We start from the raw sequence: 14,128 nt of genomic DNA, 5'->3' as shown, positions 1-14,128 counted from the left end.
CACGAAAAGCGCTTGTATCTCCTCGTTTTTGATCCGATGCTCGCCGGATAACAAACAGAGGAGAAAGAACATGCCCCGCCCTATTATCATCGATTGCGATCCCGGCCTCGACGACGCCATCGCGCTGGCTATGGCGCTGCGCTCGCCGGAGCTGGACGTCAAAGCCATCACCACCTCCGCCGGCAACCAGACGCCGGAGAAAACCCTGCATAACGCGCTGGGTCTGTTGACCCTGATGCAGCGCGAGGACATCCCTGTCGCCGCCGGCGCCGCTCGCCCGCTGATGCGCGAGCTGGTGATCGCCGACTATGTCCACGGCAAAACCGGCATGGGCAACACCCACCTGCCGACGCCGGCCCTCAAACCCGATCCCCGCGGCGCCGTCGAGCTGATCGCCGACCTGCTGCGCGCCAGCCCGCAGCCAATCACCCTGGTGGTGACCGGCCCGATGACCAACATCGCCCTGCTGTTGGCCCAGCACGCCGAGCTGAAAAGCCGTATCGAGCGCATCGTGTTTATGGGCGGCGGCATGAATGCCGGCAATACCACGCCGGTGGCGGAATTCAATATCTTCGTCGATCCCGAAGCCGCCGAGATGGTGTTGAAATCCGGCGTGCCGCTGACCATGGCTGGGCTGAACGTCACCCATCAGGCGCTGGTGTTGCCGCAGGATATCGAGCGCATTCGTCAGATAGCCAATCCGGTCGCGCAGGCGGTGGCGGAGATGCTCGATTTTTACCTGCCGCTGTATCTCAGCCACCCGCGCGGCCTGCCTGGCGCGGCGATGCACGATCCCTGCACCATCGCCTGGCTGCTGGCGCCGCAGCTGTTTACCGGCGTTGAACGCTGGGTCGGTGTGGAAACCAAAGGGGAGTACACCGTCGGCATGACGGTGGTGGACTATTTCCAGCAAACCGGCAACGCGGCCAACGTGGAAGTGCTGACCGGCATCGATCGCGCAGGCTTTATCGATCTGCTGGCCGAGCGCGTCGCGCGTTATTAATCCTCTCGGGGCGCGCTCGCGCCCTCATTCAACTTTTTTGATTTAACTCAGCGAATTTTTGCGCTATCACTGTTGATGGCTTGCCTCTACCATGCGTTTACACCGATTGACATCGTTACCAATTACACTTCGCCTGGAGATAAGCCAATGAGCCGCGTACTGGTCCTGAAATCAAGTATTCTGGGTGAATATTCCCAGTCTGGAAAATTAGTCGATTTTTTTGTTGAACAATGGCGTGAAGCTCATCCGGAAGACACTTTCACCGTGCGCGACTTGGCCAACCCAACGCTGCCGGAGCTGGATGGCGAAGTGATGGCCGGCTTTACCGCCGGCGACAAACCGTTGACGCCGCATCAGCAAAGCACCCTGGCGCTGTCCGATGAGCTGATTGCCGAGCTGAAGTCGCACGACACGCTGATCATCAGCGCCCCGATGTACAACTTCAACATCCCGACGCAGCTGAAGATCTACTTCGATCTGATCGCCCGCGCCGGTCAGACGTTCCGCTACACCTCCGCCGGCGCCGAAGGGCTGGTGACGGGCAAGAAAGCGATCGTCATCTCCAGCCGCGGCGGCATCCACGCCGACACGCCGACGGATCTGATCACCCCGTACGTGAAACTGTTCCTGGGCTTTATCGGCATCACCGACGTTGAATTCGTGCTGGCGGAAGGCTTCGCCTACGGCCCGGAAGCGGCGGAGAAAGCCGCCCAGGACAGCCGCATCGCGGTCGCGCAGAAAATCCCGGCCGGCGTCGCCGTCCCGGCCAGCGCACCGGCGCCGGCAAACGTCGCCCAAGAAGCCGTCAGCGGCGGTTTCCTGAGCAACCTGCTGAAGAAACTGTTCCGTTAACGGTAAACGTCAGCGTCCCCCGCCGCGGCGGGGGACGTCATCAGGGTTCAAACGGCCGACGCTGGAATTGGTCGTGACCGCATTTCGGGCAGAGCGGCAGCACTTCCGGCGTGTAAAACGCCAGGTGGTAGTGACATTGTTCGCAGACCAGATTGCCCAGCCCCACCACTTCACCGCTGTGATACACGCCGTGGTGGCTGACATCCTTGAACACCTCGCGCCACTCCAACTGGGTTTTATCGGTGATATCCGCCAGTTCCTGCCACAGGCTCTCCTTAATCACCCGCATAAACACGCTGTCGGTAAACTCGTCCCGGCTTTCCTGATAGCTGCGGGCGAACTCTTCCAGATCGCGCCGCACCGCCTGCGTCACCTGCCGCACCTCGTCGCGCGTCAGATCTTCGGCCTCGTTCAACCGCCGCTCCGCGCTGGCCACCAGTTCGTCGATATCGCGTTCGCCGTTTTTCAGACGTTCGGTCAGCGATGCCACCAATTCGCGGTAATACTGAGCAACCTTGTTCATAGACTCTCCTCGATAAACGCTGCGCCGGACTTGGCCATGGGGATACCCTTAAGCTACTTGTTCTTATTTTAGCCGTAAATGACTGATGTCACTTGGCAAGACGCGGGATCCGCAGGTTGTGAGCCGCGTCATGGCGGCGTTTTTTTTAAATGCGCCGAGTCAGGCGCTTGGAGTTGTTGCCGGGAGGTCTTATCAGCTATGCTATGCGGATCTACGAATACTAAATGTTCATTGCGTTGCCTCTGACCGAGGCAACGGTTTACACCTACAGGACCACCGGCCGCCATGCAAGAGCAATACCGTCCAGAAGACATAGAATCGAACGTACAGCTTCACTGGCAAGAGAAGCAGACTTTCAAAGTTACCGAAGACGACAGCAAGGAAAAGTACTACTGCCTATCCATGCTGCCTTACCCGTCCGGCCGACTGCACATGGGCCACGTTCGTAACTACACTATCGGCGACGTGATCTCGCGCTATCAGCGCATGCTGGGCAAAAACGTACTGCAGCCGATCGGCTGGGATGCGTTCGGCCTGCCGGCGGAAGGCGCGGCGGTGAAAAACAACACCGCACCGGCCCCGTGGACCTACGACAACATCGAATACATGAAGAACCAGCTGAAACTGCTGGGCTTCGGCTACGACTGGGATCGCGAAATCGCCACCTGCCAGCCGGAATACTATCGCTGGGAACAGTGGTTCTTCACCAAGCTGTATGAAAAAGGCCTGGTCTACAAGAAGACCTCGGCGGTGAACTGGTGTCCGCACGATCTGACCGTGCTGGCCAACGAACAGGTTATCGACGGCTGCTGCTGGCGCTGCGACACCAAGGTCGAGCGTAAAGAGATCCCGCAGTGGTTCATCAAAATCACCACCTACGCCGATCAGCTGCTGAACGATCTGGACACGCTGGAAAGCTGGCCGGAGCAGGTGAAAACCATGCAGCGCAACTGGATTGGCCGTTCCGAAGGCGTGGAAATCACCTTCGACGTGGCTGGCAGCGAAGAGAAGCTGACGGTTTACACCACCCGTCCCGACACCTTCATGGGCGCCACCTACGTGGCGGTCGCCGCGGGCCACCCGCTGGCGCAACAGGGCGCGCGCAACAACCCGGCGCTGACCGACTTCATCGACGAATGCCGCAACACCAAAGTGGCCGAAGCCGAAATGGCGACGATGGAGAAGAAAGGCATGCCGACCGGCCTGTTCGTTGTCCATCCGCTGAGCGGCGAGAAGCTGCCGGTGTGGGTCGCCAACTTCGTGCTGATGGAATACGGCACCGGCGCCGTGATGGCAGTACCAGCGCACGACCAGCGCGACTGGGAATTCGCCACCAAATATGATTTGCCGATCAAACCGGTGATCCTGAACCTCGACGGCAGCCAGCCTGACGTGAGCGCCGAAGCGATGACCGACAAAGGCGCGCTGTTCAACTCCGGCGAGTTTGACGGCCTGGACAACGAAGCGGGCTTTAACGCCATCGCCGACAAACTGGTCGCCAAAGGCGTCGGCCAGCGCAAGGTCAACTACCGTCTGCGCGACTGGGGCGTTTCCCGTCAGCGTTACTGGGGCGCGCCAATCCCGATGGTGACCCTGGAAGACGGCACCGTGATGCCGACGCCGGAAGACCAACTGCCGGTGATCCTGCCGGAAGACGTGGTCATGGACGGCATCACCAGCCCGATCAAGGCCGACCCTGAGTGGGCGAAGACCACCGTCAACGGCCAGCCGGCGCTGCGCGAAACCGACACCTTCGACACCTTTATGGAGTCCTCCTGGTACTACGCGCGCTATACCTGCCCGCAGTACGACCAGGGCATGCTGGATCCGGCCGCCGCCAACTACTGGCTGCCGGTCGATCAATATATCGGCGGCATCGAGCACGCCATCATGCACCTGATGTACTTCCGCTTCTTCCACAAGCTGATGCGCGATGCGGGCCTGGTGGATTCCGATGAGCCGGCCAAGCGCCTGCTGTGTCAGGGCATGGTGCTGGCCGACGCCTTCTACTACACCGGCAACAGCGGCGAGCGCGTCTGGGTATCCCCGGTTGACGCCACCGTCGAGCGCGATGACAAAGGCCGCATCATCAAGGCCACCGATCCGCAAGGCCGTGAACTGGTCTATGCTGGCATGAGCAAAATGTCGAAGTCGAAGAACAACGGCATCGACCCGCAGGAGATGGTGGAAAAATACGGCGCGGACACCGTGCGTCTGTTCATGATGTTCGCTTCACCGGCAGAAATGACGCTGGAGTGGCAGGAATCCGGCGTGGAAGGGGCTAACCGCTTCCTGAAACGCGTATGGAAACTGGCCTACGATCACGTGGAAAAAGGCGCGGTGCAGCCGCTGGACGTGGCGTCGCTGAACGAAGAGCAGAAAGCGCTGCGCCGCGATCTGCACAAAACCATCGCCAAAGTGACCGACGATATCGGCCGCCGCCAGACCTTCAACACCGCGATCGCCGCCGTGATGGAGCTGATGAACAAACTGGCCCGCGCGCCGCAGGAGAGCGAGCAGGATCGCGCACTGCTGCAGGAAGCGCTGCTGGCCGTCGTTCGCATGCTGTATCCGTTCACCCCGCACGTGTGCTTCGCCCTGTGGCAGGCGCTGGGCGGCGAAGGCGACGTGGACACCGCGCCATGGCCGGTTGCCGACGAGCAGGCGATGGTCGAAGACTCCAAGCTGGTGGTGGTGCAGGTGAACGGCAAGGTTCGCGCTAAAATCACCGTATCTGCCGATGCGACCGAAGAGCAAGTGCGCGCGCGCGCTGCGGAAGAGCATCTGGTGGCTAAATATCTGGACGGCGTCACGATTCGCAAAGTGATCTACGTTCCGGGCAAACTGCTTAACCTGGTTGTGGGTTAACACAAGGAGGAGTTGTGCGACAACGTATTCTGACGCTGTTGCTGGGGTTGGCGGTGCTGGTCACCGCCGGCTGCGGTTTTCACCTGCGTGGCACCACGCAGGTGCCTAATGAAATGAAAACGCTGATCCTGGACAGTTCGGATCCTTATGGGCCATTGACGCGCGCGGTGCGTGAGCAACTGCGTTTGAACGCCGTGACCATCGTCAGCGATCCGAAGCGTAAAGACGTGCCTTCTCTGCGCATCGTCGGCGCGACGGAAAGCCAGGATACCGCCTCGATCTTCCAGGACGGTAAAACCGCCGAGTATCAGCTGGTGCTGACCGTGCAGGCCCAGGTGCTGATCCCGGGGCACGACCTGTATCCGCTGTCGGTGAAAGTGTTCCGTTCGTTCTTCGACAACCCGCTGACCGCGCTGGCCAAAGACTCCGAGCAGGAGATCATTCGCCAGGAAATGCGTGAGCAGGCGGCGCAACAGCTGGTGCGCAAACTGCTGACCGTGCACGCGGCGGAAGAAGAAAACCGGCAGAAAGCCGCTGCCGTCGGCGAACGAGCGGCAAGCCAAACCGCACAATGATCCGCATTTATCCGGAACAACTTGCCGCGCAGCTCCGAGAGGGGCTGCGCGCTTGTTATTTATTGAGCGGCAATGAACCGCTGCTGCTGCAGGAAAGCCAGGATCTGCTCCGGCAGGCCGCGCAACAGCAGCAGTTCAGCGAGCACTACAGCATTTCCCTCGACGCCCACACCGACTGGGACGCCATCTTCGGCATCTGCCAGGCGATGAGCCTGTTCGCCAGCCGCCAGACGCTGCTGCTGATTTTCCCGGAAAACGGCCCAACGGCGCCGATCGGCGAACAGCTGACCAAGCTCGCCACCCTGCTGCACGAGGATATTCTGCTGATCCTGCGCGGCCCGCGCCTCACCAAAGCGCAGGAAAACAGCGCCTGGTTCAAGGCGCTCAGCCCGCACGGCGCCCTCGTCAGTTGCCAGACGCCGGAGCAGGCACAGCTGCCGCGCTGGGTCGCCACGCGCGCCAAGGCGATGAAGCTGGAGTTGGACGACGCGGCCAATCAGCTGTTGTGCTACTGCTACGAAGGCAACCTGCTGGCGCTGTCGCAGGCGCTGGAGCGGCTGTCGCTGCTGCACCCGGACGGCAAGCTCACCCTGCCGCGCGTCGAGCAGGCGGTGAACGACGCCGCCCACTTCACGCCGTTCCACTGGCTGGACGCCTTGCTGGCCGGCAAGAGCAAGCGCGCCTGGCATATTTTGCAGCAGCTGCAGCAAGAGGACGTCGAGCCGGTGATCCTGTTGCGCACCCTGCAGCGCGAACTGCTGCTGTTGCTGACGCTGCAGCGCCGCATGGCGTCCGCGCCACTGCGCACGCTGTTCGATCAGCACAAGGTCTGGCAGAACCGCCGCCCGCTGGTGACCCAGGCGCTGCAACGCCTGTCCGGCGCCCAGCTGCAGCAAGCGGTACAGCTGCTGACGCAAATCGAGCTGACCCTCAAGCAGGACTATGGCCAGTCGGTCTGGCCGGAACTGGAAACCCTGTCGATGCTGCTGTGCGGCAAACCCCTGGCCACGAGTTTTACCGATGCCCACTAATCCGGAACACCCCACCGTATTGCACGCGCTGTTTGGCGGCACCTTTGATCCGATCCACTACGGCCATCTGCGGCCGGTGGAGGCGCTGGCCGCCGAAGTGGGCCTGAATCGCGTCACGCTGCTGCCTAACCACGTGCCGCCGCACCGCCCGCAGCCCGAGGCCAACGCACAGCAGCGCTTGAAGATGGTCGAGCTGGCGATCGCCGGCAATCCGCTGTTCGCGGTCGACGATCGCGAACTGCATCGCACCACCCCCTCCTACACCATCGAGACGCTGGAAACGATTCGTAAAGAGCGTGGCGCCGCCCAGCCGCTGGCGTTTATTATTGGCCAGGACTCGCTGCTGACGCTGCATAAATGGCATCGCTGGCAGGCGCTGTTGGACGTCTGCCATCTGCTGGTGTTGGCGCGCCCGGGCTATAACGATCGCATGGACACGCCGGAACTGCAGCAGTGGCTGGAACGTCATCGCACCGCCGATGCGGCGCTGCTCAGCCGCCGCCCGCACGGCCATATCTATCTGGCCGATACGCCGGAGCTGGAAATTTCCGCCACCGAGATCCGCCAGCGCCGCCATCAGGGCCTCAACTGCGACGATCTGCTGCCGCGCCCGGTGCAGCGCTATATCGAGTTGCAGGGTTTATATCGCTAGCGAAAGGTGCGTGATATACTGCGCCGCTATTTTTCAGGTATCCGCTGAAAACCCCGGAAACCTTAGCTGGCCGGGCAGTCACCAGTTAGCTGGCTTTCAGCGGCAGCCTGCCGAAACCTTTATCCGGTTACGCCGCGGCGCGCGCATTTTGCCCGCCGCAGCCGACTGAACAGAACACACCCGAGGGGGAACCTTTGCAAGGTAAAGCGCTCCAAGATTTCGTCATCGATAAAATCGATGACCTCAAAGGCCAAGACATTGTCGCTCTGGACGTACAGGGCAAATCCAGCATCACCGATTGCATGATCATCTGCACCGGCACGTCGACTCGCCACGTGATGTCGATCGCCAGCCACGTGGTGCAGGAATCCCGCGCCGCGGGCATGGAGCTGTTTGGCATGAAAGGCCAGGAAGCCTCCGACTGGATCGTGGTCGATCTGGGCGAAGTGATCGTGCACGTGATGCAGGAAGAAAGCCGTCGCCTGTACGAGCTGGAAAAACTCTGGAGCTAAGCGGTGAAACTGCAATTGGTGGCGGTCGGCACCAAAATGCCAGACTGGGTGCAAACCGGCTTTATGGATTATCTGCACCGCTTTCCCAAAGATATGCCGTTTGAGCTGACCGAGATCCCGGCCGGCAAACGCGGCAAAAACGCCGACATCAAACGCATTCTGGACAAGGAAGGCGAACAAATGCTGGCGGCGGTGGGCAAAGGCAACCGCATCGTTACGCTGGATATCCCAGGCACGCCGTGGGAAACGCCGCAGCTGGCGCAGCAGCTTGAGCGCTGGAAGCAGGATGGCCGCAACGTCAGCTTGCTGATCGGCGGCCCGGAAGGGCTGGCGCCCGCCTGCAAAGCCGCTGCCGAGCAGAGTTGGTCGCTTTCTCCGTTGACACTGCCGCATCCTTTGGTGCGCGTCCTGGTGGCCGAAAGCCTCTACCGCGCCTGGAGTATTACTACAAATCATCCTTACCACCGGGAATAGCCGGTGGTGACCGTGACAGAGTGAAATAAAGCAGCGGGATGAAAATAGAACGTAACCCTTTTCGCGACTATACGGCTGAATCCGCCCTGTTTGTACGCCGCGCCCTGGTGGCGTTCTTGGTCATCCTGGTGCTGTCCGGCATCCTGATCGCCAACCTGTATAATCTGCAAGTGGTCCGCGTCGAGGATTACCGCACCCGCTCCAACGAAAACCGCATCAAGCTGGTGCCCATCGCGCCCAGCCGCGGCATTATCTACGATCGCAACGGCACTCCGCTGGCGCTCAACCGCACCATTTATCAGCTGGAACTGATGCCGGAAAAGGTCGACGATCTCAAAGCCACGCTGCAGGCGCTGCGCCCGGTGGTCGACTTGACCGATGACGACATCACCAATTTCGAAAAAGAGCGCAAGCGCTCGCGCCGTTTCGTCTCCATTCCGGTGAAAACCGCGCTGACCGAGGTGCAAGTCGCCCGTTTTGCGGTCAATCAGTTCCGCTTCCCGGGCGTGGAAGTGAAAGGCTACCAGCGCCGCTACTATCCCTACGGCTCCGCCCTCACCCACGTCACCGGCTATGTGTCCAAGATCAACGATCGCGACGTCGAGCGGCTGGACAAAGACGGCAAACTGGCCAACTACGCCGCCACCCACGATATCGGCAAGCTGGGCATCGAACGCTATTACGAAGACACGCTGCACGGCAAAACCGGCTATGAAGAGGTCGAGGTCAACAACCGCGGCCGGGTGATCCGCCAATTGCACGAACAGCCGCCTTCCGCCGGTCAGGACGTCTACCTGACGCTCGATCTTAACCTGCAGCGCTATATCGAACAGCTGTTGGTCGGCAGCCGCGCCGCGGTGGTGGTGAGCGATCCGCGCACCGGCGCCATCCTGGCGATGGTCTCCAACCCGAGCTACGATCCGAACCTGTTCGTCGACGGCATTTCCAGCAAGGACTATCAGGGGTTGCTGAACGATCCGAATCGCCCGCTGATCAACCGCGCCACCCAGGGGGTCTACCCGCCCGCCTCGACGGTGAAGCCTTATATCGCGGTGTCGGCGCTGAGCGCCGGGGTGATCACCAAAAACACCGTGGTGTTCGATCCCGGCTGGTGGCAATTGCCCGGCTCGGAAAAACGCTTTCGCGACTGGAAGAAATGGGGCCACGGCCGCCTGAACGTCACCAAGGCGCTGGAAGAGTCCGCAGATACCTATTTCTACCAGGTCGCTTATGACATGGGGATCGATCGGCTGTCGACCTGGCTGACCAAATTCGGTTACGGCCAGTACACCGGCATCGATCTGTCCGAAGAGCGCTCCGGCCTGATGCCGACGCGCGAATGGAAGCAGAAACGCTATAAAAAACCGTGGTATCAGGGCGACACCATTCCGGTAGGCATCGGCCAGGGTTACTGGACCGCGACGCCGATCCAGATGGCCAAGGCGCTGAACACCCTGATCAATGACGGCACCGTCAAAACGCCGCACCTGCTGCAGAGCACCCGCATCAACGGCGCGCTGGTGCCGTTCAAACAGGAAGAAAACACGCAGATCGGCGATATTCACTCCGGCTTCTGGGAAATTGCCAAAGACGGCATGTACGGTGTGGCCAACCGTCCGAACGGGACGGCGCGCAAATACTTTGCGGACGCACCTTATAAAGCCGCGGCGAAATCGGGTACCGCACAGGTATTCGGCTATGAAACCTACAACGCCCACAAACTGGCGGAGCACCTGCGCGATCACAAACTGATGACCGCCTTCGCACCGTTCAACAACCCGACGGTGTCGGTCGCCATCATTCTGGAAAACGGCGGCTCCGGTCCGGCGGTGGGGACCATCACCCGCCAGATCCTCGACCACATTCTGCTGGGCGACAACAATACGCAATTGCCAAGCGAGGCCCCGCTGCCGCCTGGCGTAGAAGGTGACTAAGGTAGAACATGACTGAAAGCCAACAAAAAGGCTCGATCTGGACCAAAATCCACATCGACCCGACGTTCCTGCTGCTGATCCTGGCCCTGTTGGTCTACAGCGCCTTCGTGATGTGGAGCGCCAGCGGCCAGGACATCGGCATGATGGAGCGCAAGATCGGGCAGATCGTCATGGGGCTGATCGTGATGGCCGTCATGGCGCAGATCCCGCCGCGCGTGTACGAAAGCTGGGCGCCCTATCTGTATATCTTCTGCGTGATTTTGCTGATCCTGGTGGACGCCTTCGGGCAGATCAGTAAAGGCGCGCAGCGCTGGTTGGATCTCGGCGTAGTGCGCTTCCAGCCGTCGGAAATCGCCAAGATCGCCGTGCCGCTGATGGTGGCGCGCTTTATGAACCGCGACGTCTGCCCGCCTTCGCTGAAAAACACCGCCATCGCGCTGGTGCTGATCTTCCTGCCGACGCTGCTGGTGGCCGCGCAGCCGGATCTGGGCACCTCTATCCTGATCGCCGCTTCCGGCCTGTTCGTACTGTTCCTGTCCGGCATGAGCTGGAAGCTGATCGCCGTCGCCGCCGTCGCGCTGGCGGCCTTCATCCCGGTGCTGTGGTTCTTCCTGATGCACGGCTATCAGCGCGACCGCGTCATGATGCTGCTCGATCCGGAGAGCGACCCGCTCGGCGCCGGTTATCACATCATTCAATCCAAGATCGCCATCGGCTCCGGCGGCCTGTCCGGCAAGGGCTGGCTGCACGGCACCCAGTCACAGCTGGAGTTTCTGCCGGAGCGCCATACCGACTTTATCTTCGCCGTCCTGGCCGAAGAGCTGGGGCTGATCGGGGTGCTGGTGCTGCTGGCGCTTTACCTGCTGGTGATCATCCGCGGGCTGATGATCGCCGCCAAGGCGCAAACCACCTTTGGCCGCGTCATGGTCGGCGGCTTGATGCTGATTTTGTTCGTTTATGTCTTTGTTAACATCGGTATGGTCAGTGGCATTTTGCCGGTAGTTGGCGTACCTTTGCCTCTGGTCAGTTACGGGGGTTCGGCGCTGATAGTGTTGATGGCCGGTTTCGGCATCATCATGTCGATCCACACGCATCGGAAAATGCTGTCTAAAAGTTTATAAGAGGTGAGTAATGCGTAAGGAATGGCTTTGGATCGGCGTCGCGGCGGTGTTGCTCTCCGCCTGTACCGCCCCGACCACGGAACAGCAAGCCCCTCCGCAGCCGTACAACGGCCCGGTGGTGGAAATCGGCGGCGTCGAGCCTCAATATGAACCCTATAACCCTAATAACATGCAGGATTATAAGGTTAATGGCGATACTTACCGCATCGTAAAAGATCCGCAGAACTTCTCGCAGACCGGCCTGGCGGCCTGGTATGGCGAAGAGGCCAACGGCAACACCACGGCGCTGGGCGAGCAGTTTGACCCCAACGGCCTGACGGCGGCGCATCCGACCCTGCCAATCCCAAGCTATGTGCGCGTCACTAACCTGGCCAACGGCCGTCAGCTGGTGGTGCGCGTCAACGATCGCGGGCCATACACCAAGGGCCGCATCATCGATCTGTCGAAAGCCGCCGCCGACCGCCTCAACCTGTCCAACAACACCAAGGTCAAGGTAGATTTCATCAACGTGGCGCCGGACGGCACGCTGAGCGGCCCCGGCACCATCGGCACCATCGTGGCGAAACAGAGCTACGCCCTGCCGGCGCGCCCGGATCTCGGCTCCAGCGGCATGGGCACCCCTATTCAACAGGAGGCGCCGATCGCCAGCGGCGCGGCGGTGCGCCCGATCGATAACAGCACCCTGCGCACCGACGACAACAGCTCCCCAACTGCCGGCGGCAATGCCGCCAACGGCCGCAGCGGTTTCCTCGGCGCGCCGAGCGCGGTGCCGGCCGGGGTGCTGGAAGGTTCCGAACCTGAAGTCGCCGCGGTAGCCGCACCGGTCGCGGCCGGCGCGGCGGCTGTCGGCACGGCTGCTGCCGCCTCTTCCGGCGGCTACGTGGTGCAGGTCGGCGCGCTGAGCAGCGCCGAACGCGCCCAGAGCTGGCAACAGAGCCTGAGCCAACAGTTTGGCGTCCCGGGCAAAGTGGCGGCTAACGGCAACGTTTACCGCGTCCAGCTTGGCCCGTTCAGCAGCCGTCAACAGGCGGCCCAGCTGCAGCAACGCCTGGCGAGCGAAGCGCAACAACAGTCTTTCGTTACTGCTGCACCCTGAGCGTTAAGCCCGGCGGGCATTCACGGCCGATAAGCGGTTATTTAGCTGAAACATTTTCTTGCAGCTAAAAGGGCACTAACCGCAATTAGTCAGATGAATGGGTAATGCCTGCCGGGATCGCATCTGCTATAGTGTGGCTCGTTTTTTAACTTTACTTTCACGGATGTTGTAGTCCCGATCATGAAACAAGTAACTTCTTTTCGCTTAATCAAAAGCATCGCCCTCGGCACCGTTATCGCAATGAGCGCAGCCTCCGTTGCGCACGCCGATGACGTTAACATCAAAACCATGATCCCAGGTGTCCCGCAGATCGATGCGGAAGCGTACATCCTGATTGATTACAACTCCGGCAAGGTGCTGGCCGAGATGAACGCCGATGCGCGTCGCGATCCGGCCAGCCTGACCAAAATGATGACCAGCTACGTCATCGGCCAGGCGCTGAAAGCGGGCAAAATCGGCCAGGACGATCTGGTGACCGTCGGCCAGGACGCCTGGGCGACCGGCAACCCGGTGTTCAAAGGCTCCTCGCTGATGTTCCTGAAGCCGGGCGATCGCGTGCCGGTCTCTAAACTGACCCGCGGCATCAACCTGCAGTCCGGTAACGACGCCTGCGTGGCGATGGCCGACTACGTCGCCGGCAGCCAGGACGCCTTCGTCAACCTGATGAACACCTACGTCAGCAAGCTGGGCCTGCAGAATACCCACTTCCAGACGGTGCACGGCCTGGATGCGCAGGGCCAATACAGCTCGGCGCGCGACATGGCGCTGATCGGCCAGGCGCTGATCCGCGACGTGCCGGAAGAGTACGCGATCTACAAAGAAAAAGAGTTCACCTTCAACAATATCCGCCAGATGAACCGCAACGGTCTGCTGTGGGATAACAGCCTGAACGTCGACGGCATCAAAACCGGCCATACCGACGCGGCGGGCTACAACCTGGTGGCTTCGGCGACCGAAGGCCAAATGCGCCTGATCTCCGCCGTGATGGGCGGCCGCACCTACAAAGGCCGCGAAGCCGAAAGCAAGAAACTGCTGACCTGGGGCTTCCGCTTCTTCGAAACCGTGGCGCCGCTGAAAGTCGGTAAAGAGTTCGCCTCCGAGCCGGTCTGGTTCGGCGATGCCGACCGCGTTGAGCTGGGCGTGGACAAAGACGTCTACCTGACCATTCCGCGCGGCCGCATGAAAGATCTGAAGGCCAGCTACGTGCTGAACACGCCGGAAATTCACGCGCCGCTGGCGAAAAACCAGGTGGTGGGCAGCATCAACTTCCAGCTGGACGGCAAAACCATCGACCAGCGTCCGCTGGTGGTGATGAACGAAGTGAAAGAAGGCGGCTTCTTCAGCCGCATCGTGGACTACATCAAACTGATGTTCCACCACTGGTTCGGTTAACGGTTGAAACGGGCGAAATCGTCCCCATATAGTGAATAACACTAACTCCCGCCCCGGCGGGAGTTATACTTTATAGATTAGCTAGCACTCTGGAG

At 60.8% G+C, this 14,128-nt stretch carries 13 protein-coding genes; 12 read left to right on the top strand and 1 reads right to left on the bottom strand.

Features of this window, described 5'->3' with window-relative positions; genetic code table 11:
- The first annotated feature begins 70 nt into the window (after positions 1–70).
- Positions 71–1,003 carry a pyrimidine-specific ribonucleoside hydrolase RihA gene (gene rihA, locus CPH57_RS02520; RefSeq protein WP_033642165.1) on the top strand — a complete coding sequence of 311 codons (933 nt, stop codon included), beginning with the start codon at positions 71–73 and terminating at the stop codon, positions 1,001–1,003.
- Between the two features lie 147 nt (positions 1,004–1,150).
- A complete protein-coding gene (locus CPH57_RS02515) occupies positions 1,151–1,855 on the top strand; it encodes an FMN-dependent NADH-azoreductase (RefSeq protein ID WP_033642164.1) in 705 nt (234 codons plus the stop codon).
- 40 nt (positions 1,856–1,895) lie between these two features.
- Here CPH57_RS02515 and CPH57_RS02510 read toward each other — a convergent pair whose 3' ends face one another.
- Positions 1,896–2,378, bottom strand: a complete 483-nt coding sequence (locus CPH57_RS02510; RefSeq protein WP_025301844.1) for a zinc ribbon-containing protein — start codon at positions 2,376–2,378, stop codon at positions 1,896–1,898.
- 285 nt (positions 2,379–2,663) lie between these two features.
- On the opposite strand from CPH57_RS02510, the gene leuS reads away from it, so the two are divergent.
- The 10 genes from leuS to dacA all read left to right on the top strand — a co-directional run bounded on the left by leuS (position 2,664) and on the right by dacA (position 14,033).
- Positions 2,664–5,246, top strand: a complete 2,583-nt coding sequence (leuS, locus tag CPH57_RS02505; protein ID WP_096242001.1) for a leucine--tRNA ligase — start codon at positions 2,664–2,666, stop codon at positions 5,244–5,246.
- A gap of 14 nt (positions 5,247–5,260) precedes the next feature.
- The gene (lptE, locus tag CPH57_RS02500; protein WP_033633932.1) at positions 5,261–5,821 is read left to right on the top strand and encodes an LPS assembly lipoprotein LptE; all 561 of its coding nucleotides are present in this window, start codon (positions 5,261–5,263) and stop codon (positions 5,819–5,821) included.
- A complete protein-coding gene (gene holA / locus CPH57_RS02495; protein ID WP_033651150.1) occupies positions 5,818–6,852 on the top strand; it encodes a DNA polymerase III subunit delta in 1,035 nt (344 codons plus the stop codon). Before lptE ends, holA begins: the two co-directional genes overlap by 4 nt.
- Positions 6,842–7,504, top strand: a complete 663-nt coding sequence (gene nadD / locus CPH57_RS02490) for a nicotinate-nucleotide adenylyltransferase (protein WP_096242000.1) — start codon at positions 6,842–6,844, stop codon at positions 7,502–7,504. The genes holA and nadD overlap by 11 nt, the downstream gene beginning before the upstream one ends.
- Positions 7,505–7,698: 194 nt before the next feature.
- On the top strand, positions 7,699–8,016 hold the full coding sequence (gene rsfS / locus CPH57_RS02485) for a ribosome silencing factor (protein WP_004940001.1): 318 nt from the start codon (positions 7,699–7,701) through the stop codon (positions 8,014–8,016).
- Between the two features lie 3 nt (positions 8,017–8,019).
- Complete coding sequence (rlmH, locus tag CPH57_RS02480; RefSeq protein WP_004940002.1) at positions 8,020–8,490, top strand: 23S rRNA (pseudouridine(1915)-N(3))-methyltransferase RlmH; 471 nt, start codon at positions 8,020–8,022, stop codon at positions 8,488–8,490.
- Between the two features lie 38 nt (positions 8,491–8,528).
- Positions 8,529–10,424 carry a peptidoglycan DD-transpeptidase MrdA gene (mrdA, locus tag CPH57_RS02475; protein WP_033642160.1) on the top strand — a complete coding sequence of 632 codons (1,896 nt, stop codon included), beginning with the start codon at positions 8,529–8,531 and terminating at the stop codon, positions 10,422–10,424.
- Between the two features lie 8 nt (positions 10,425–10,432).
- Positions 10,433–11,545, top strand: coding sequence for a peptidoglycan glycosyltransferase MrdB (mrdB, locus tag CPH57_RS02470; protein WP_004940006.1), 1,113 nt, complete (start codon positions 10,433–10,435; stop codon positions 11,543–11,545).
- Positions 11,546–11,555: 10 nt separating this feature from the next.
- Positions 11,556–12,641 carry an endolytic peptidoglycan transglycosylase RlpA gene (rlpA, locus tag CPH57_RS02465; RefSeq protein ID WP_096241999.1) on the top strand — a complete coding sequence of 362 codons (1,086 nt, stop codon included), beginning with the start codon at positions 11,556–11,558 and terminating at the stop codon, positions 12,639–12,641.
- A gap of 180 nt (positions 12,642–12,821) precedes the next feature.
- Entirely contained in the window at positions 12,822–14,033 is a 1,212-nt protein-coding gene (dacA, locus tag CPH57_RS02460; RefSeq protein WP_004940010.1) for a D-alanyl-D-alanine carboxypeptidase DacA, read from the top strand.
- Positions 14,034–14,128: the final 95 nt, after the last annotated feature.

This window comes from Serratia sp. JKS000199 (assembly GCF_900215455.1).
Classification (GTDB): domain Bacteria; phylum Pseudomonadota; class Gammaproteobacteria; order Enterobacterales; family Enterobacteriaceae; genus Serratia; species Serratia ureilytica.
Note: the sequence above shows the minus strand (reverse complement) of the source record. Positions and strands in the feature narration are given on the sequence as shown.